Source organism: Demequina oxidasica, from assembly GCF_000975115.1.
GTDB lineage: Bacteria > Actinomycetota > Actinomycetes > Actinomycetales > Demequinaceae > Demequina > Demequina oxidasica.
On the sequence record NZ_BBRE01000004.1, the window covers coordinates 76,388 to 97,025 of the forward strand.

Annotated in this window: 14 protein-coding genes and 1 tRNA gene; 8 read left to right on the forward strand and 7 right to left on the reverse strand. The window is 62.7% G+C overall.

What is annotated here, in order from left to right; translation table 11 throughout:
- The first annotated feature begins 115 nt into the window (after positions 1-115).
- From gltB to pyk, 3 genes are read left to right on the forward strand one after another with little or no spacing between them, the layout of a single operon-like run.
- The gene (gene gltB, locus AOP77_RS11040) at positions 116-4,651 is read left to right on the forward strand and encodes a glutamate synthase large subunit (protein WP_062213633.1); all 4,536 of its coding nucleotides are present in this window, start codon (positions 116-118) and stop codon (positions 4,649-4,651) included.
- Positions 4,644-6,110, forward strand: a complete 1,467-nt coding sequence (locus tag AOP77_RS11045; protein WP_062213635.1) for a glutamate synthase subunit beta — start codon at positions 4,644-4,646, stop codon at positions 6,108-6,110. The genes gltB and AOP77_RS11045 overlap by 8 nt, the downstream gene beginning before the upstream one ends.
- A 17-nt stretch (positions 6,111-6,127) precedes the next feature.
- Positions 6,128-7,546: a pyruvate kinase gene (gene pyk, locus AOP77_RS11050; protein ID WP_062213637.1), complete on the forward strand. Its 1,419-nt coding sequence runs from the start codon at positions 6,128-6,130 to the stop codon at positions 7,544-7,546.
- A 237-nt stretch (positions 7,547-7,783) separates the two neighbouring features.
- Here pyk and AOP77_RS11055 read toward each other — a convergent pair whose 3' ends face one another.
- Complete coding sequence (locus tag AOP77_RS11055; protein WP_062213639.1) at positions 7,784-8,257, reverse strand: methylglyoxal synthase; 474 nt, start codon at positions 8,255-8,257, stop codon at positions 7,784-7,786.
- A gap of 132 nt (positions 8,258-8,389) precedes the next feature.
- Positions 8,390-8,463 (reverse strand) — tRNA-Leu (locus tag AOP77_RS11060).
- Positions 8,464-8,484: 21 nt separating this feature from the next.
- On the opposite strand from AOP77_RS11060, the gene AOP77_RS11065 reads away from it, so the two are divergent.
- Together AOP77_RS11065 and AOP77_RS11070 are read left to right on the forward strand one after the other, a co-directional pair.
- Entirely contained in the window at positions 8,485-9,114 is a 630-nt protein-coding gene (locus tag AOP77_RS11065; RefSeq protein WP_062213641.1) for an ANTAR domain-containing response regulator, read from the forward strand.
- Positions 9,115-9,269: 155 nt separating this feature from the next.
- Positions 9,270-10,559, forward strand: coding sequence for an ABC transporter substrate-binding protein (locus tag AOP77_RS11070; protein ID WP_062213643.1), 1,290 nt, complete (start codon positions 9,270-9,272; stop codon positions 10,557-10,559).
- A gap of 433 nt (positions 10,560-10,992) precedes the next feature.
- On the opposite strand, the gene AOP77_RS11075 is transcribed toward AOP77_RS11070, so the two are convergent.
- The 5 genes from AOP77_RS11075 to AOP77_RS11095 all read right to left on the reverse strand — a co-directional run bounded on the left by AOP77_RS11075 (position 10,993) and on the right by AOP77_RS11095 (position 15,114).
- A complete protein-coding gene (locus tag AOP77_RS11075) occupies positions 10,993-11,790 on the reverse strand; it encodes an ABC transporter ATP-binding protein (RefSeq protein WP_062213645.1) in 798 nt (265 codons plus the stop codon).
- Entirely contained in the window at positions 11,787-12,668 is an 882-nt protein-coding gene (locus tag AOP77_RS11080; protein ID WP_062213648.1) for an ABC transporter ATP-binding protein, read from the reverse strand. The genes AOP77_RS11075 and AOP77_RS11080 overlap by 4 nt, the downstream gene beginning before the upstream one ends.
- On the reverse strand, positions 12,661-13,620 hold the full coding sequence (locus AOP77_RS11085) for a branched-chain amino acid ABC transporter permease (protein ID WP_062213650.1): 960 nt from the start codon (positions 13,618-13,620) through the stop codon (positions 12,661-12,663). Before AOP77_RS11085 ends, AOP77_RS11080 begins: the two co-directional genes overlap by 8 nt.
- Before the next feature lies 1 nt (position 13,621).
- Positions 13,622-14,587 carry a branched-chain amino acid ABC transporter permease gene (locus AOP77_RS11090; RefSeq protein WP_062213652.1) on the reverse strand — a complete coding sequence of 322 codons (966 nt, stop codon included), beginning with the start codon at positions 14,585-14,587 and terminating at the stop codon, positions 13,622-13,624.
- Between the two features lie 119 nt (positions 14,588-14,706).
- Entirely contained in the window at positions 14,707-15,114 is a 408-nt protein-coding gene (locus AOP77_RS11095; RefSeq protein ID WP_062213654.1) for a PaaI family thioesterase, read from the reverse strand.
- Between the two features lie 18 nt (positions 15,115-15,132).
- On the opposite strand from AOP77_RS11095, the gene polA reads away from it, so the two are divergent.
- From polA to rpsA, 3 genes are all read left to right on the forward strand, one after another.
- The gene (gene polA, locus AOP77_RS11100) at positions 15,133-17,799 is read left to right on the forward strand and encodes a DNA polymerase I (protein WP_269078426.1); all 2,667 of its coding nucleotides are present in this window, start codon (positions 15,133-15,135) and stop codon (positions 17,797-17,799) included.
- A gap of 47 nt (positions 17,800-17,846) precedes the next feature.
- Positions 17,847-18,866 carry a 6-phosphofructokinase gene (locus AOP77_RS11105; protein ID WP_062213656.1) on the forward strand — a complete coding sequence of 340 codons (1,020 nt, stop codon included), beginning with the start codon at positions 17,847-17,849 and terminating at the stop codon, positions 18,864-18,866.
- A gap of 210 nt (positions 18,867-19,076) precedes the next feature.
- Positions 19,077-20,573, forward strand: a complete 1,497-nt coding sequence (rpsA, locus tag AOP77_RS11110; protein WP_061966002.1) for a 30S ribosomal protein S1 — start codon at positions 19,077-19,079, stop codon at positions 20,571-20,573.
- The last annotated feature ends 65 nt before the right edge of the window (positions 20,574-20,638 follow it).

The following is a 20,638-nucleotide window of genomic DNA, read 5'->3' on the forward strand; positions in this document are numbered from 1 at the left end:
ATTCCATTCCTTGCCCAACACACGGTAGTCTGTTTACCCGTGTGTAAGCCGGGTCGACGGCGCCCCGAAATCAATGAATTCGCGGCTGCGGTCGCGAACAATTAAGGACGGTGCAATGGCCGGGTATCTTGGCGCCAAACAGCCCACCAACGGGTTGTATGACCCCGCGTTCGAGCACGATGCGTGTGGTGTTGCCTTTGTGGCGACGCTGCGTGGCAAGCCCGGCAGGGACATCGTCGAGGCTGGCCTGACTGCACTGAAGAACCTGGAGCACCGCGGTGCCGTGGGTGCTGAGGTAGAGACTGGCGACGGTGCCGGCATCCTCACCCAGGTTCCGGACGCCTTTCTACGCGACGTCGTTGACTTCGACCTTCCCGAACAGGGCGCCTACGCGGTAGGTATCGCGTTCCTCACCCCAGGCGTCGAGGACCAGGAAATTGCCGCGTTCGAGGCGGCCGCTGGCCAGGAGAACGCGCAGGTGCTGGGCTGGCGAGAAGTGCCCGTCAACCCCGACTCTCTTGGCCCGTCGGCGCGCGAGTCGATGCCCACCTTCCGTCAGGTATTTGTGGCCGCGCAGGGACTCGCTGGTGTTGAACTCGATCGCCGCGTGTATCGCGTACGTAAGCGTGCAGAGAAGAACAGTGGCCCATTCTTTGCGTCGCTGTCCTCGCGCACGCTGACCTATAAGGGAATGCTGACTACGTATCAGCTGGAGAAGGTGTTCCCTGACGTCACCGACGAGCGCTTCGCCTCTGAGTTGGCGCTGGTCCACTCGCGGTTCTCGACCAATACCTTCCCGTCGTGGCCACTCGCGCAGCCGCTACGCAACATCGCCCACAATGGCGAAATCAACACCGTTCAGGGAAACCGCAATTGGATGAGCGCCCGCGAGGGAATGCTCAAATCGGACGTGCTCGGCGAGATGTCCGACCTCATGCCGGTCTGTACGCCGTCGGCCTCCGACACCGCCTCGTTCGACGAGGTGCTCGAGCTCCTGCACCTCGGCGGCCGCTCGCTGCCCCACGCGGTGCTGATGATGATGCCCGAGGCATGGCAGAACAACACCGAGATGGACCCCGCTCGGCGCGCGTTCTACGAGTACCACTCGACTCTCATGGAGGCGTGGGACGGTCCCGCCGCATTGCATTTCACCGACGGTACGCTGATCGGCGCGACGCTTGACCGCAACGGTCTGCGTCCCGGACGGTTCTGGGTGACCGACGATGGCATGGTCATCGCTGGCTCCGAGGCCGGCCTGCTTGACATAGACCCCGCCAAGGTGGTCCGCAAGGGCCGCCTCCAGCCGGGCCGAATGCTACTGGTTGACACGGCCGCTGGCCGCATCGTCGAGGACGAGGAGATTAAGTCTCAGCTCGCCGCCGAACACGAGTACGAGAAGTGGGTCGAGGAGAACGCCGTCCGCCTGGCGAACGTTCCCGAGCGCGAGCACATCTCGCACTCGCGCGCATCGGTCAAGCGCCGCCAGCGCGCCTTCGGCTACACCGAGGAGGAAGTCAAGATCCTCCTGACTCCGATGGCCCAGAACGCGATGGAGCCCATCGGCGCCATGGGTACGGACACCCCCATTGCCGTTCTGTCGACCCGCCCGCGCCTGCTTTTCGACTACTTCACGCAGATGTTTGCGCAGGTCACGAACCCGCCACTGGACTCGATCCGTGAGCACATCGTCACGGCCATTGGCGGCGCGATCGGTCCCGAGCCGAACCTGCTCGAGGCCACGCCGGCTCACGCCCGCAAGGTCATCCTTGACTTCCCGGTGCTCGACAACGACGAGCTGTCCAAGATCGAGCACATCGACATGGATCCCACGCTGCGTGGAGTCTTCTCGTCGCGCAAGATTCGCGGGCTCTATCGCGTCGCCGAGGGAGGCAACCGACTCGAGGCACGCCTGTCAGAGATCTTTGCCGAGGTCGACCAGGCCGTCGCGGACGGGGTGTCTTTCATCATCCTGTCCGACCGCGACTCCAACCAGGACCTCGCGCCTATTCCCTCGTTGTTGCTCGTATCCGCCGTTCATCACCACCTGGTGCGCCACCACTCGCGTACGCAGGTTTCCTTGCTGGCAGAGGCAGGTGACGTACGCGAGGTTCACCACGTCGCGTTGCTCGTCGGCTACGGTTGCGCCGCCGTCAACCCGTACCTGGCGATGGAGACCGTCGAGGACCTCGCGTCACGCGGGTACTTCGAGGACACCACTCCGCAGCAGGCTACGGCCAACCTGATCAAGGCGCTCGGTAAGGGCGTTCTTAAGATCATGTCCAAGATGGGCATTTCCACCATTGCGTCGTACCGCGGCGCACAGGTGTTCGAGGCAGTTGGTTTGTCGCGCGAGTTCGTGGCGCGTCACTTTGCCGGCACCCCCAGCCAGATTGATGGCGTCGGCATCGACGTGATTGCCGCAGAGGTAGCCGCCCGTCACGCGGACGCCTACCCAGCATCGGGCGAACTGCCTGTCCACGCACGGCTGAACACCGGCGGTGAGTACCAGTGGCGCCGTGACGGCGAGGAGCACCTTTTCGACCCGCAGACGGTCTTTAAGTTGCAGCACGCCACGGCTACACGCAAGTACGACGTCTTCCGGGAGTACACGGATCGCGTTGATAACCAGGCCAAGCGCGCCATGACGCTGCGAGGGCTTTTCGAGTACAAGGCCGACCGGCAGTCGATTCCGATCGAAGAGGTCGAGCCCGTCAGCGAGATCGTCAAGCGCTTTAGCACCGGCGCGATGTCCTACGGGTCAATCTCCGAAGAGGCGCACTCGACGTTGGCTATCGCCATGAACCGCATCGGCGGCAAGTCGAACACGGGGGAGGGCGGCGAGTCCGTCGAGCGCCTGTACGACCCTGAGCGTCGCAGCGCCATCAAGCAGATCGCGTCGGGCCGGTTCGGCGTGACCAGCGAGTACCTGGTGAACGCAGAGGACATTCAGATCAAGCTCGCACAGGGCGCCAAGCCCGGCGAGGGCGGCCAGCTGCCGGCCAACAAGGTCTATCCATGGGTTGCACAGACGCGCCACTCGACGCCCGGCGTGGGGCTCATCTCGCCGCCGCCGCACCACGACATCTACTCGATCGAGGATCTGAAGCAGCTGATCCACGACGCGAAGAACGCCAACCCCCAGGCGCGTATTCACACCAAGCTCGTCTCCGAGGTTGGCGTGGGGACTATCGCCGCGGGAGTTGCCAAGTGCAAGTCCGACGTTGTCCTCATCTCCGGACAGGATGGCGGCACGGGCGCTAGCCCGCTCAACTCTCTTAAGCACGCGGGTGCGCCCTGGGAGATCGGCCTGGCGGACACTCAGCAGACTCTCGTCATGAACGACTTGCGTGACCGCATTGTGGTTCAGGTAGACGGCCAGATGAAGACCGGCCGCGACGTCATGATTGCCGCACTGTTGGGCGCAGAAGAGTTCGGGTTTGCGACCGCACCGCTCATTGTCACGGGCTGCATCATGATGCGTGCGTGCCACCTGGACACATGCCCAGTGGGCGTAGCGACGCAGAATCCTGAATTGCGCGACCGCTACACCGGTCAGGCAGATCACGTAGTGAACTTCATGGAGTTCATCGCCGAGCAGGTGCGCGAGAACCTCGCGCTATTGGGATTCCGCACTATCGCCGAGGCCGTCGGCCACGTCGAGGTGCTCGAGACCAGTGCCGCGATCGACCATTGGAAGGCGCAGGGACTCGATCTCACGCGCATTCTCGCGGCACCCCCGGCTGGTAGCGCGTTAATCAACTCGACCACGCAGGATCACGGTCTGGACCGCGCTCTCGATAATGAGCTCATTGCGGAGGCACAGCCTGCACTTGAGCGTGGCGAGGCCGTGACAATCACCAAGAACATCCGCAACGTCAACCGCACGGTCGGGACGATGCTGGGCTATGAGGTCACCCGCCGCTACCGTGGCGCGGGGCTTGAGAACGACACCATTCAGGTGAACTTCACCGGCTCGGCTGGCCAATCCTTTGGCGCGTTTATTCCTCACGGCATCACGCTGCGACTCAACGGGGACGCGAACGACTACGTCGGCAAGGGGCTTAGCGGTGGGCGCATCGTGGTGCGTCCCGCTCGCGAGGCGATGCTCGATGACAGTCGCGACGTGATCGCAGGCAATGTCATCGGCTATGGATCGACCAGCGGCGAACTGTTCTTGCGAGGGCAGGTGGGCGAACGCTTCCTGGTGCGCAACTCCGGAGCCGTGGCGGTTGTGGAGGGCGTGGGGGACCACGCGCTCGAGTACATGACCGGTGGCACTGCCGTGATCTTGGGGCGCACGGGCCGCAACCTGGGCGCCGGTATGTCCGGTGGAACCGCGTACGTCCTCGACCTCCGCGAACAACGCGTGAACGCCGACGCTCTGGCCGCGAGCGAGCTCACGCTGAGCCCGCTCGACGCCGAGGATGTGACACTCGTGCGTGCGCTCGTTGAGCGCCACGCTGCAGAGACTGAGTCTCCGCTCGCGCGCGATTTGCTTGCTCATTGGGAGGACAACGTGCCACGTTTCACGCGCGTGCTTCCCGCCCAATTCGCGCGGGTACGTGACGCGCTTGCCGAGCTCGAGGAATCCGGTGGCGATCTGCACGCACCGGGAGCCTGGGCCGAGTTCTTGGAGGTGACCAGTGGGTGATCCACGCGGATTCATGAAGTTCCGGGAGCGCGAGCTCCCGCCGAGTCGCCCTGTCGAGGTGCGCCTTCTTGACTGGAAGGACGTCAAGGACGAGTTGGGCAAGGACGAGACTGTGCTGCGCCGCCAGGCGACGCGGTGCATGGATTGCGGCGTGCCGTTCTGCCACCAGGGCTGCCCGCTGGGCAACCTCATTCCCGAGTGGAATGACCTGGTGCGCCAGGGACAGTGGTTGGACGCAAGCGATCGACTGCACGCGACCAATAACTTCCCTGAGTTCACCGGCCGGATTTGCCCCGCACCGTGCGAGACTTCGTGCGTGCTCGGCATCAACCAGCCAGCTGTCACTATCAAGAACATCGAAGTGTCAATCGTCGATAAGGCGTTTGAACTCGGCTACCTCGGCCCACACGTGCCACAGCGTCAGACTGGCAAGACCATTGCCGTCGTCGGCTCTGGATCTGCAGGCCTGGCGGCCGCACAACAGCTCACCCGCGCCGGCCACACCGTGGCCGTATATGAGAAGGACGACCGCATCGGCGGTTTGCTCCAGTACGGCGTCCCCGACTTCAAGCTGGAGAAGCGACACATCACGCGCCGCCTCGACCAAATGCGCGCCGAGGGTACCCGCTTCCGCGTCAACGTCGAGATCGGCAAGGACATCACCTGGGATGCGCTCCGAGCGCGCTACGACGCCGTGCTCGTTGCCACGGGTGCGCCAGTGCCGCGCGAACTCCCGCTACCGGGACGCGAGCTTCAGGGCATCCACTTCGCCATGCCTTACCTCATTGAGGGCAACAAGGCTGCCGCGGGTGACGAGGTCCTCGATCAGATCACAGCCAAGGACAAGCACGTTATCGTCATTGGTGGCGGAGACACCGGCTCAGACTGCATTGGAACGGCGCTTCGCCAGGGCGCGGCCTCCGTGACGACTCTCGCGATCGGCGTACAGCCCCCGCTAGAGCGCGCAGCGCACGAGCCGTGGCCCGTCGATCCTCGAGTTTTCGAGGTGTCGTCAAGCCACGAGGAAGGCGGCGAGCGCAAGTACCTCGCTTCCACGGTTGAATTCGTCGGCAACGAAGAAGGGCACGTCGTGGCCCTGAAGGTTGCCGAGACCCTGTACAACGCGGATGGGTCGCGTACGCCCAAGGCCGGAACCGAGCACGAGATCCCCGCGGATCTGGTGCTGATTGCCATGGGCTTCACTGGTCCGGAGACCGATGCCCTCGCCAGCCAGGCGGACGTGTCGATCACAGACCGTCGGCAGATTCAGCGCAATGACGCATATGCGACGAGCGCGCCTGGCGTGTTTGTGGCAGGAGACGCCGGCCGTGGCGCCTCGCTCATTGTGTGGGCAATTGCCGAAGGCCGCGCCGCGGCGGCCGCTATTGATGAATACTTGACTGGAAGCACCGAGCTTCCGGCACCTGTGACGGCGCGCACGGTCGCGCTCCGCGCTTAACACCTAGGTTGGAGAACATGCGAAACGCAAAGATTGTCTGCACGATTGGTCCCGCTACAGAGTCCATTGAGCAGATGCGAGCACTGGTCGCGGCGGGTATGGACGTCGCGCGCCTTAACCGCAGCCACGGAGACTTTTCCGTTCACGAGGCGGTGTATCGCAACGTTCGCCAGGCAGCAGAAGAGGCCGGACGCAATGTCGCGGTACTCGTCGACCTTCAGGGCCCCAAGATTCGCCTCGAGCGCTTTTCCAACGGCCCTCACTTCCTCGAGGTTGACGATGTCTTCACCATCACCACGCGTGACGTGGAGGGCACCAAGGACATCTGCGGCACCACCTTCAAGGGCCTGCCCGCGGACTGCAACATCGGCGACTCGCTGCTGATCGATGACGGCAAGGTTCGCCTTGAGGTCACCTCCGTCACCGACACCGACGTGATCACCAAGGTTGTCGTTCCCGGCAACGTGTCGAACAACAAGGGCATCAACCTTCCCGGCGTCGCTGTGTCGGTGCCCGCGCTGTCCGAGAAGGATGAGGAGGACCTACGTTGGGCCCTCAAGCTCGGCGCTGACTACATCGCTCTTTCATTCGTGCGTTCGGCTAAGGATTACGAGGACTGCGCGCGCATCATGGCCGAGGAGGGTAAGACCCTTCCTGTTGTTGCGAAGGTGGAGAAGCCGCAGGCCATCGACAATCTCGCCGAGATCGTCGACGCGTTCGACGGCATCATGGTCGCCCGTGGTGACTTGGGCGTCGAGATGCCGCTCGAAGAGGTGCCGCTGATCCAGAAGCGCGCCATCGAACTGGCGCGTGCCCAGGCCAAGCCCGTCATCGTCGCCACGCAGGTGCTCGAGTCCATGATCTCCTCGCCGGTTCCGACCCGCGCCGAGACCTCGGACTGCGCCAACGCGGTGCTCGACGGCGCAGACGCAGTCATGCTGTCTGGCGAAACCTCGGTGGGTGAGTACCCCATCATCACGGTCGAGACGATGGCACGCATCATCCAGAACACGGAGGAGAAGGGTTCGAACCGTATCGCGCCATTCCTCACGACGCCCAAGACTCGTGGCGGCTCAATTACTCACGCCGCCGCCGAGATTGCTGACACGCTCGATGTGAAGTACATCGTCACGTTCACGCAATCGGGTGACTCCGCGTTGCGCATGTCGCGCCTGCGTCCCTCGGTTCCGATGCTCGCGTTCACGCCCGATGCTCACACCCAGAAGATGCTTGCGCTGAGCTGGGGCATCGACGCAGAGCTGGTGGCGAAGGTGGAAGACACCGACGCGATGGTGAGCCTCGTGGACACGTTCCTCAAGGAGTCCGGTAAGGCAGTCGACGGCGACTATGTGGTTGTTGTTTCGGGTACCCCCGTGGGAATCCCCGGTACGACCAACTCGATCTTCGTTCACAAGGTAGGCCAGGTCCGCGCGTAGCGGTCACTGATCAACCGCAGAGCCCGCCCCGTCCTCGGACGGCGGCGGGCTTTGTCAATGCTGTCGCGACGTGAATCGACTATTCGGGGAGGCTCGACGGACTAGGAGGATCGCTCGATCCTGACATTGGTGAATTCGGCGTCGACGGCCTCCGCACAACGCCCGCCATGTAGTCCAGAGCGCGGCGGTACGCGTCACCCTGAGCCCAGGGAGGCCGGATCGCGGCCATTGTTGACGTCAGTCGGACGCGCGCATCGCCGACCAGTCACGGTCTCCCAGGTCGGGCACGGCGCGGTCGTAAGGCTCAGCGAAAAGAGGCGAGGAGATGAGGAAATCTGCGGTGGCCATGTTCGAGGCCATCGGAATGTTCCACACGGCGCCTATGCGCAGGAGCGCCTTAACGTCAGGGTCGTGGGGCTGTGCCTCCAGCGGATCCCAGAAGAAGAACAGGGTGTCGATTCCACCCTCGGCGATCTTGGCGCCGATCTGCTGGTCACCGCCCACTGGCCCAGAGAGAAAACGTGTCACCTTGAGGCCCAACTCGTACTCCAGCATCGTGCCCGTCGTTCCGGTGGCATAGATGTGATGCTTGGACAGGGTGCCGACGTTGAAGCCCGCCCACTCAAGCAGATCGACCTTCTTGTTGTCGTGGGCGACAAGCGCAATGTGGCGCTTGGAGTCGTTGGTGCGCTTCGCATTTGATTTGGCCATGGCTCAAGTATCGCGGGTGTGACGCCACGTGGCTAGAGTTATGCGTTCGGCCAAATGACATGAAAAAGGCCCGCTCACCGGTGACGAGTGCCTCCGGTGAACGGGCCTTCTACGCGTGAAACTCACGCTATGTGCCCCGAGTGGGATTCGAACCCACACTGGTACGGGTTTGAGCCGTATGCCTCTGCCAGTTGGGCTATCGGGGCGCGCACACTAGGCTAGCGCTTGTGACCGAAACTTCTGACAACAACACTCAAGAATCCGCCGCTACGACTGGCGCCAAGAAGCGCCGCGCCATTGTGGCCGAAGACGAAGCCCTGATTCGCATGGACATCGTCGAGACCCTCCGTGAAGGAGGATACGACGTCGTAGGCGAGGCGGCCAATGGCGAAGAGGCCGTTGCTCTCGCGAAGGAACTCAAGCCTGACGTCATCGTGATGGACATCAAGATGCCAGTCATGGATGGCATCACAGCCGCGGAGCACATCGCGCAAGATCGCCTCGCGCCGGTGGTGTTGCTGACCGCTTTCTCGCAGACCGAACTCGTCGAGCGTGCGCGCGACGCTGGCGCAATGGCCTACGTTGTGAAGCCCTTTACCCCTGCTGACCTGCTGCCGGCAGTAGAGATCGCAGCGTCTCGCTTTGTGGAGATCCGTGCGCTCGAGAACGAGATCGCGGACATCAACGAGCGCATGCAGACACGCAAGCTCGTCGAGCGAGCTAAGGGCCTTCTCATGGAGACCATGAAGCTCAACGAGCCCGAGTCCTTCCGATGGATCCAGAAGACGTCCATGGACCGCCGACTGACCATGAAAGAAGTGGCAGAAGCGGTGATAGATCAGATGGGCAAAAAGTAAATCCACCAGGTATTCCGTGCAAGAGGTCACGAAATTGTGATGAACGGGACCTCAATTCGAAATATTTAAGCGGTAACGTCGAGGTATTGCACACGAGGACCGTCCTCGTGGTAATCGAACGATGGGGTTCGCCCTATCGAGTTGGAGGGAACAACATGGCACGATGGAAAACCATCGCCCGCGGAGCGTCCGTAGTGGCCGTTGGCGCGCTGGCCTTGGCTGCTTGCTCGTCAAGCAGCGACCCGGAGCCTTCGGGCTCGGCAACGGGTTCAATGGACTCGAGTGACTCGCCTGCAGCATCCGGCGACGGCCTGCTTATCGGCTCACTGCTTCCGATCACCGGAAGCCTTGCGTACCTCGGCCCGCCCGAGATCGCCGGTGTTGACCTCGCTATCCAGGAGATCAACGAAGCTGGCGGTGTCATGGGCCAGGACGTTCGCGTTGAGCACACCGACTCGTCCGACGCCGACAACCCCACGATCGCAAGCACCTCGGTTGACAAGCTACTCGGCGACGGCGCAGCTGCCATCGTCGGTGCAGCCTCGTCCACCGTCTCGCTCAACGTCGTTGACACGATCGCCAAGGCATCCACTGTGATGATCTCGCCGGCTAACACCTCGACTGCACTGTCGGGCTACTCACCGTTCTACTTCCGCGTGGCACCGCCGGACACCGTTCAGGGCAACGTTCTCGGTAACCTGATCGTCTCTGACGGTCACACGAAGATCGGTGTTCTGGTCTTCAACGAGGACTACGGCACATCGCTGCGCGACGTCATCAAGGAGACTGTTGAGCCTCAGGGCGCAGAGCTCGTTTACGGTAACCCCGGTGACGAGTTCGACCCCAAGGCATCGAACTTCTCCTCAGACGTTCAGGCGGTGCTGGCTGCAGACCCTGACTCGATCGTGATCATCGCGTTCGACCAGACCAAGCAGATCATTCCTGAGCTCGTTGGTGCTGGCTGGACCGACATGAGCGCCGTATACATGACGGACGGTAACACCGCGGACTACTCGGCTGACTTCGACCCGGGTGTGCTCGAGGGCGCACAGGGCACGATTCCTGGTGCATTCCCCGATGACTCCTTCAAGGAGCGCCTCAACTCGGTCGCACCTTCGCCGCTTGACTCGTTCGCATACGGCCCCGAGTCGTATGACGCAACGATTCTTGTTGCTCTCGCAGCTGAGAAGGGTCAGGGCACTGACGGTACGACGGTTCAGGAGAACCTCGCAGCCGTGACCGGTGCAACTGGTGGAGACGAGTGCTCGACCTACGCTGACTGCCTCGCACTTCTGCAGGACGGTCAGGAGATCAACTACAAGACGGTGGCAGGTTCGGGTCCGCTGAACGACCAGAACGACCCGTCGAGTGCCTTCATCGGTATCTACAAGTACCTCAATGACAACACCATTGAGTGGCAGAGTGCACAGGAGGGTGAGGCGTAAAGCCTCACCTCTAGTACACGCTCCATAGAGAAGCCCCCGGCCGTAAGGTCGGGGGCTTCTTTGCGTTCTACGTAGCCCCACCAGCCACCCAGCGCCGTATTGGTCCGATTTCACACGCTGAGAGCCGCTCTCGCGCCCTGGTGGGCCGATTTGTATCACCAACCCGCCCTCCAGCACCAAAAGCGCCGCAGGCGCCGCTAGGGCGAGGTGCCGCACGGCATCTGAGATGCCAGCCCGCAGGAGGCAGCCCGCAGGCGTCTCACTGCCCAATCCACCTAAAGGCGGCTGGTGCAGGTCACCCCGGCCGCGCCAGCAAAGGTAGGACCGGATGCACGGCGGGCACAGGGGACACCGGCCGCGCCGGAAGCACCAAAAAGAAAGCCGCGGTGCCCCCTGGGGGACATCGCGGTTTTCCTGAATCAGATACTGACTACTACTCGGACTTCTCCGTGGTGGCGTCGGGAGCGACCACGGCCCCAGCGTCGTCCTCATCGTCCTTGTCCGCGCCAAGAGTACCGAGGTACAACTCGATGACCTTAGGGTCTGCAAGCAGCTCCTGGCCGGTCGCCGTGTAGGCGCTCGTGCCCTGGTCTAGGACGTAGCCACGGTCACAGATCTGGAGGCAGCGACGTGCATTCTGCTCCACCATGATCACGGTGACGCCCGTGCGGTTGATGTCACGCGTACGCACGAACGTCTCGTCCTGGCGGTCGGGGGAGAGACCAGCACTCGGCTCATCGAGCAACAACACGCTGGGGTCCATCATCAGGGCGCGTGCCATGGCTACCATCTGGCGCTCACCACCTGACAGCGAACCCGCCTGCTGATTGCGACGCTTTCCCAATACGGGGAAGAGGTCGTACATCTTCGCGCGCTGGGCCTTGTACGTCTTGGGAGCCTGGTAGGCACCCATTTCGAGGTTTTCCTCGATCGACAGGGTAGGGAACACGTTCTCGGTCTGGGGGACGAACCCGATACCGCGTTGAACGAGCTTGTCCGCCTTGAGGTTGGTGATGTCCTCGCCGCGAAGCTGGACCTTGCCCTCGCGAACGGGGACCAAGCCGAATAGCGCCTTGAGGAAAGTCGACTTTCCGGCGCCGTTGGGGCCGATCACGCCAATGAGTTCGCCTTCCTTGACGTCCATCGAGCAACCGTTGAGGATGTCGACGCCCGGTAGGTACCCGGCAATGAGGTGATCGGCGGAAATGATGGTCTGCGGGTCAGTCACTATCGCTCCTCGAACAGGTTGGTGTCGTGGTGGCTACCCAGGTAAGCGTCCTGCACCGCCTGGTTGGCCATCACCTCGTGCGGGTCACCCTCGGCAATGATCTTGCCCTCGGCCATCACCACGACCCAGTCGGAGATGCGTCGCACCATGTGCATATCGTGCTCGACGAACAGCACGGTGACGCCGTCTTCCTTGAGTCCAACAATGTGGTCCAACAAGCTCTCGGTTAGCGCGGGGTTCACGCCGGCCATCGGCTCGTCAAGCATGATCATCGACGGCTTGGACATGAGCGCCCGCGCCATTTCGAGCAGCTTGCGCTGACCACCGGAGAGCGAACCTGCGTAGTCGTCCTGCTTGTCGAGCAACTTGAAGCGCTCTAGCAGAACCTCCGCCTGTTCGGTGATCTCCTTCTCACGCTTACGCCACAGGGGAGCGACCATCGCGTTCAGCACGTTCTCACCGGACTGGTGCTGTGCGCCGAGCCGCATGTTCTCTATGACCGACATGCGGTTGAGTGCCTTGGTCAGCTGGAAGGTGCGAACCATTCCGGCACGCGCGACATTGGCCGAGGACATACCGCCCAGGTCAATGGTGCGCACGTCGGAGTCAGGCTTTCCCGGCTCGACAGCGTTGAACTGCGCGGATCCGGAGTTGGCCACGTCGAAGCTCGTCAACAAGTTGAAGAACGTTGACTTACCGGCACCGTTGGGGCCAATGAGGGCCGTGATCGCGTGACGCTGAGCCTCAAAGTGCTTGACGTCAACAGCGGTCAGACCACCGAACTGACGCGTAATGCCATCAGCGATGATGATGGGGTCGGGCTTCGCCGCACCCGGCTTAGCCTCGACGCCTTCAAAGAGGTTTGGTTTGGTGTCAGACATTGAGTGATATCTCCCTCTTGTCTCCGAGAATTCCTTGTGGTCTAAAGACAATCAGCAGAATCAGGCCGATGCCGACGAATGCCAATGCGAGCGGCTCAATCTGCTGCGGTGCCAGATTCGGGAGCACTAGCGGCGCGAGCTGCTTGATGAACACGAACATGGCCCAGAACAGCACCGAACCGAGAATTGGTCCGAGCACCGTTGCCGCACCACCGAGGAGCAGCATGGTCCAGATCCAGAACGTGGTGACACGACCCATGGAGTCAGGCTGTACGGCGTTGCCGTGCGCCCAGATCACACCACCGGCGGCACCGAGGACACCACCGATGATCAGTGCCTGCATCTTGAACGAGTACACGCTCTTGCCAAGCGAACGCACAGCGTCCTCGTCCTCGCGGACACCCTTGAGCACGCGGCCCCAGGGGCTCTTGTTCAAACGCCAGAACAGGGCAGCCGCCACAGCGACTGCCACCCAGCCCACCAGCATGAGCCACCAAATGGTGGTGTGGAAGCTGAAGGGCCCAATCTCGACAATGCGCGCGGGCTGGAATGGAGAGAGGTTCTCGAACGGTCCCTTGAACTGGTTACCGCGAAGTCCGGTGTTACCGCCGGTCCACTCCTTGAGCCACTGCGATCGGCCGATGAGTCGAACCATTTCCGCGGCCGCGATGGTCACGATTGCCAGATAGTCGCCGCGAAGTCGCAGCGTTGGCCAACCGAGGAACAGCGCGAACAGGATCGCACCCACGAAGGAGATAAGGATGCCGAGCCACATCGAGCCACCCTGAGAAATGGTGATCGCGTAGCCGTACATGCCGATGAGCATGAAGCCCGCCTGACCCATGTTGAGCAGGCCGGTGAGTCCATAGTGGAAGTTGAGCCCGATCGCGGCGAGCGCGAATGCTGCCGTGGTGGGCGAGACGATGATCTGCAGAATGTCGTTGATGTCCATGTCAGCCCACCCTTTCCTTTCGGCCGAGCAATCCTTGTGGTCGCACCAGCAGCGTCAGGATGAGCATGCCCATCACGATCGCGTACTTGAGGTCCGGCGTGGGGAGGAACACGGTCGAGACCTCGGCGACAATGCCGACGACGAGCGATCCCACGAGCGCGCCGAACGGGTGACCGAGACCACCGAGTGTCACAGCGGCGAACATGAGCAGCAGGATGCGAGCACCAGCACTGAAGTCCGACGTGTTCTCGTATAGCGCGAGTAGTACGCCACCGAGTGCGGCGAGCGAGCCGGACATGATCCACACGATGCGGATCACGCGGTTCACGGAAATACCGGTCGCCGATGCGAGGGCCGGGTTATCAGACACGGCGCGGGTTGCGCGTCCCAGGCGGGTGCGCTGCAGGAAGAAGCCCACAGCGCCGAGTGCGACGATACAGACGGCCATGGAGATCATGGTCTGCGGGCCAATCGACACCGGGCCGAACTCGTACCGCACTTCAATCGAGGTGGAGAGGCGAACGCGCTGTGCGCCCATCCAGATCTGCAGCAGGTTGACCGCGGCCAGGGCGAGCCCGATCGACACAATCATTTGCTGCATCGGCGCGATGCGCCGCTTTCTCAATTGTGACCATAGGACCGTGTCCTGGAGCCAACCTGACGCTCCACCCGCGAGGACCGCGAAGACCGCGGCGAGCAGGATGGGGGCGCCGGCGGTAACTGCGGCGAACGCGGCGGCGGCACCAAAGGTGACCTGCTCACCGTGTGCGAAGTTACTCAGCCCGGTGGTGGCGTAAATCAGGGAGAGTCCAACGGAAGCGAGGGCCAGCAAGAGGCCGAACGTAATTCCGTTCAAAAGGTTCTGTAGGAGGAGGTTTGTCTCAGTCCCTCCGGCTGTGTCTGCTACCTCAGTAGCTAGTTGTGATGCCTGCGCTGGCACTGCCGAGATCACGGTGATTGCTGCCACCGTCAATGTCGATAGCAGGGCTATACGCAGCGGAAAATGGCGGGCTTTTGGCCCCGCATGGTCGGCGTTCCGCACCTAGTCCTCCTCGTCTGGGTTGCTTCCAACATAGACCACAGTTGTTACGGCAATGTTTTCACCACGCACGTGAGGCGGGCCGTTGCAAGATTGTGATTGTCCTGGTCTGTCACGTTTATCGCGTATGTCGCGGTGGTTCGTCCACGATGCAGGGCAGTCGCTGTTCCGGTCACAATTCCGTTACGAACTGACCGGTGATGGGTGATATTGAGGTCGACGCCCACCGCCACCTTGCCCTCACCTGCATGCGCCATCGCGGCCAACGAACCTAGGGTCTCGGCCAGTACCGCCGAGGCTCCACCGTGCAGCAGCCCGTACGGCTGGACGTTGCCCGCGACGGGCATCGTCCCTACTGCCGCCTCAGGAGTGACTGACAGAATCTCGATCCCCATGCGAGTGATCAGATTGTCTTTGGGCATGTTCTGGAGTGCCGCGAGCATCGATTCATTCATGGGGATAGGTTGTCACCTGTGAGTGAATCTAACAATGGCACCCTGCTCCTGATCGACGGCTTCTCGATGGCGTTCCGCGCTTTCTTTGGGCTTCCCGTCGAGAATTTCGCAACGTCGACGGGGGTGCCCACCAACGCGGTGTACGGGTTCACCACGATGCTCGCGACGCTCATCAAGGACAACAAACCCACCCACATTGCCGTGGCATTCGATCTGCCAGGCGGAACCTTCCGCACCGAGCGCCTCCCGTCGTACAAGGGCACGCGGGACGAGACGCCCCCCGAGTTTTCACCTCAGGTGCCGCTGCTGCGCGAGATGCTCGCCGCGCTGCGCATCGAGGTGGTGGACAAGGAAAATTTCGAGGCGGATGATGTGCTGGCGACGTACGCCAAGCAAGGCGCCGATGCCGGGATGAGGGTGTTGGTGGTCTCTGGGGACCGGGACACGATTCAGTTGGTGAACGAGAACGTCACCCTGCTCTATCCCCGCAAGGGGGTGTCCGACCTGGTGCGGTACACCCCGCCTGCGGTGCAGGAGAAATATGGCCTACTCCCGCACCAGTACCCGGAGCTTGCCGCACTGGTGGGGGAGACCAGTGACAATCTGCCAGGGGTGCCGGGCGTGGGACCCAAGACGGCCGCGAAGTGGATCAACACGTACGGCTCGCTGCCGGAAATCTTGGACCGTGCCGAGGATGTTCCGGGCAAGGCGGGGGAGTCGCTCCGCGCTCACCTCGACAACGTGAAACTCAACCGCGAGCTTAACCACCTGGTGACCGATTTGGACCTGCCACTAGGAGTTTCCGACCTCGAATACGGCGGAGCCGACGCCACTGCCATCCACGAGGTGTGCGATGCGCTCCAATTTAAGACGCTCCGCGACAAGTTGTTGCCGCTGGTCACGAACGGCGACCCGGGCGCCCCCGCCGAGACGGCATCGTCCGAGGTAGTGGAAGTGGTGAGTGAGAAGGCAGTCGAGGCAGTCGCGGCATCGGCCGCGCGGGCCTATATATATGTGGACGGGAAGATCGGTGCCGATGCCGATGCTTGGGCCATTGGCGTCTGCCATGCCCCCGGCGCGGCGTGGGCGATTGATCTCACAGCGCTCAGCGCCGCCGAGGACAAGTTGCTACGGGCGTGGCTCGAGAACGAGGACGTCCCCAAGGTGCTGCACGGCGCCAAGGACGCGTGGCACGCGCTCACTGCTCGCGGCTTTGATCTGCGCGGTGTGGTCGGCGACACCCAGATCGCGGCATTCCTCGTCAACGCCGACCAGCGCGGATTCTCGCTGGAGGATGTGGCTCAGCGCTACCTGAGCCAGAGCATCGACGCCGGGGCTGCGGGTGGCGAGTTGGATCTTGGACTCGAGAACTCTGCGGCCCACTCCGCCGCCGAGCGCGCCTCCGTCGTGGGCGCCCTGGCGCTCGACCTCGAGGCACAGGTTGAGGAGCGCGGCATGGGCGACCTGTATCGCGAGATGGAGGTGCCGCTCATCGCGGTGCTAGCCACCATGGAGAACGCTGGAATCGCGATCGACGGCGAGCACCTCCAGTCACTTAGCGACCAGGCACGGGGCCGGGCCGGACAGGCGGCCGATGCTGCGTACGAGGCCATCGGTGGACGCGAAGTAAATCTGGGGTCTCCCAAGCAGCTCCAGGAGGTGCTGTTCGACCAGCTGGAGATGCCCAAGACCAAGAAGATCAAGACCGGCTACACGACCGATGCCGCGTCGCTTGCGGAGCTCAACGAGAAGAACCCGCACCCGTTCCTCGAGGCGCTACTCGCGCACCGGGACTCGACCAAACTTGCGCAGATCATCGACGGGCTCGCCGCGTCGGTGCGTTCCGACGGTCGGATTCACACCACCTTTAGTCAGACGGTCGCGTCCACGGGTCGGCTGAGTTCCAAGGACCCAAACCTGCAAAACATCCCGATTCGCACGCCGGAAGGCCATCGCATCCGGGAGGCCTTTGTGGTGGGAGAGGGCTGCGAGACGCTGGTGACCGCCGACTACAGCCAGATCGAGATGCGCATCATGGCGCACCTGTCCGGCGATGGCGCGCTGATCGAGGCCTTCAAGGGCGGCGAGGACCTGCACAGGTTTGTGGGGTCGCGCGTGTACGGCGTGAAGCCCGAGGACGTGACGCCGGAGATGCGCGGCCACGTCAAGGCGATGTCCTACGGGCTCGCCTACGGATTGTCGGCGTTCGGGCTGTCGCGTCAGTTGAAGCTGCCGGTGAACGAAGCGCAGGCGCTCATGGACGACTACTTCTCTCGCTTTGGCGCGGTGCGCGACTACCTGAAGTCCGTCGTGGAGCAGGCTCGCAAGGACGGCTACACGGAGACCATCTTTGGGCGCAAACGCTATCTGCCCGACCTCACGTCGAGTAACCGCCAGCGCCGCGACATCGCCGAACGAGTGGCCCTTAACGCACCTATTCAGGGCAGCGCCGCAGACCTGATCAAGCGCGCCATGCTGGGAGTCGAGTCGCGGCTGCGGTCCGAGGGCCTGGAATCTCGCATGCTGCTGCAAGTTCATGATGAGCTCGTGATTGAGGCTGCGATGGGGGAGGCGGACGCCGTGGAGACAATCCTGCGAGATGAGATGCACGGCGCTGCGGATCTGACGGTGCCTCTCGACGTGAACGTCGGCGTCGGAGAGAACTGGCGCACCGCGGGGCACTAGGGCAGAGGTGCGACCGCTGTCCCTCCGAGTGCAACTAGGCTAGGTACATGCGTATTGGACTCCTCACCGGCGGCGGTGATTGCCCAGGGCTGAATGCAGCCATCCGAGCGGTAGTGAAGCGGGGGACCGCCGAGCACGGCGTGTCGATCATGGGCTTCCACAACGGGTGGCAGGGCGTCATCGATGGCGACGCACAGCCGATGAGCCGCGAGGACGTGAGCGGCATCCTGGTGGCCGGCGGAACAATGCTTGGCACCGCGCGCTGTCACCCTCACAAAGTCGAGGGTGGCATCGAGGCGGTCATCGAAACGGCGCAAAGCGAGAACCTCGACGCACTGATCTGCATCGGTGGCGACGGCACCCTGCGGGCGGCGTCCAAGGTTCACAATGCGGGTGTGCCGGTGATCGGCATCCCCAAGACCATCGACAACGACGTGGTAGGCACTGACTCCTCCATCGGTTTCGACACCGCGGTATCCATCGCCACCGAGGCTATTGATCGACTGCACTCAACTGCGGAGTCTCACAACCGCGTCATGGTCGTTGAACTCATGGGACGGCACGCGGGCTGGATCGCAGTGGCGGCAGGTGTCGCGGGAGGTGCCGACATCATCTTGGCGCCCGAGCGCCCTTTCGACATTGACGACATCGTCAAGAAGATCCGTCACCGCCACCGTCACCGCAACTTCTCCATCGTTGCGGTAGCCGAGGGCGCTGTGCCTGCTGAGGGATCGTCATGGAAGCCCACCGAGACCCTCGATGCCAAGGGAAATCCCATCGCTGGACAGATTGGCTCGCAGATCACGCAGGCAATTGAGCAGGCGACCGGATTTGCGACGCGACTTACCGTGCTCGGTTACACACAGCGCGGGGGAGTGCCTACTCCCACCGACCGACTCCTTGCGACACGCTTTGGGGTCGCGGCGATCGACGCCGCGGTCGAGGGCAACACGGGAGTGTTCACCGCTCTGCGTGGCGAGCACGTTCAAATGCGCCCGTTCAAAGTGATGGCGGGCAAGACTAAGTTCGTCTCCGACGACCTACTCGACACCGCCATCGGGTTGTAGCGACAAGGCTTGTCGGCGGCTCCGCCGAGCCAGCATCGTCCGCTTGCAAGGTTCTCTTCAAGGCCGCACGTAACGCGGAGGTCACGATTATGCTCGCGCATTGTGTCGTTTGGGCTGGTCGCGATACCATAGTCGATGGCCCAGTGCGTCCTGCCCTGAGTCATGTCCATTCCATCCGTTTAATCAACCTATATCGGAGTTAACTACTACATGTCCGTCTCCACCCCCGAAGAAACCGTTATTACCGTCAACGACATCGGCTCGAGTGAAGATTTCCTCGCCGCGATTGACGCAACGATCAAGAACTTCGATGACGGTGACCTCGTTGAGGGCATCATCGTCAAGGTCGATCGTGACGAGGTCCTCCTCGACATCGGCTACAAGACCGAGGGCGTTATTCCGTCCCGCGAGCTGTCGATCCGTCACGACGCCAACCCCGATGAGGTCGTGAACCTCGGCGACACCATCGAGGCACTCGTCCTCACCAAGGAGGACAAGGAAGGCCGTCTTATCCTGTCCAAGAAGCGCGCGCAGTACGAGCGAGCTTGGGGCAGCATCGAGAAGGTCAAGGAAGAGGACGGCATCGTGACCGGTTCCGTGATCGAGGTCGTCAAGGGCGGCCTCATCGTGGACATCGGCCTCCGTGGCTTCCTCCCCGCCTCGCTCGTCGAGATGCGCCGTGTGCGCGACCTCGCGCCCTACATCGGTCAGCAGATCGAGGCCAAGATCATCGAGCTCGACAAGAACCGCAACAACGTGGTCCTGTCACGCCGTGCCTTCCTCGAGCAGACGCAGTCCGAGGTGCGCTCGACGTTCCTCACCGCACTGGCTCCCGGTCAGCAGCGCAAGGGTGTCGTCTCCTCCATCGTCAACTTCGGTGCCTTCGTGGACCTGGGCGGCGTGGACGGCCTCGTGCACGTCTCCGAGCTTTCCTGGAAGCACATCGACCACCCGAACGAGGTCGTGTCCGTGGGCCAGGAAGTCGACGTCGAGGTTCTCGACATCGACATGGACCGCGAGCGCGTGTCGCTGTCGCTCAAGGCAACGCAGGAAGACCCGTGGGCCGTGTACGCACGTACCCACGCGATCGGCCAGATCGTTCCCGGCAAGGTCACCAAGCTGGTTCCCTTCGGCGCATTCGTGCGCGTGTTCGAGGGCATCGAGGGCCTGGTGCACATCTCCGAGCTGGCCACGCGCCACGTGGAGCTGCCCGAGCAGGTTGTGTCGGCTGACGAGGACGTCTTCGTCAAGATCATCGACATTGACCTCGAGCGTCGCCGCATCTCGCTGTCCATCAAGCAGGCCAACGAGGGTGTCGACCCGAACGGTGAGGACTTCGATCCCGCACTGTACGGAATGACCGCCGAGTACGACGCCGCGGGCAACTACAAGTACCCCGAGGGCTTCGACGCCGAGACGCAGGAATGGCAGGAAGGCTTCGACGAGCAGCGCGAAGCCTGGGAAGCCGACTACGCCAAGGCTCACGAGCGCTGGGAACTGCACAAGGCATTCGTTGCCAAGCAAGACGCCGCCGCTATCGAGGCAGAGACGGCGGCTCCTGTTGCCGCCGCAGCCAAGAAGCGTGGCCCCAAGAACGACGGACCCACGTCCTACTCGTCGCAGGACGAGGAGTCCTCGTCGGACGCCGGCACGCTGGCATCGGACGAGCGCCTCGCAGCACTGCGCGAGAAGCTCACGGGCAACTAGTCCACAGCTTTAACTAAGAACGGCCCCCACCTGTCGGTGGGGGCCGTTCTTGCGTTCAGGTGGGG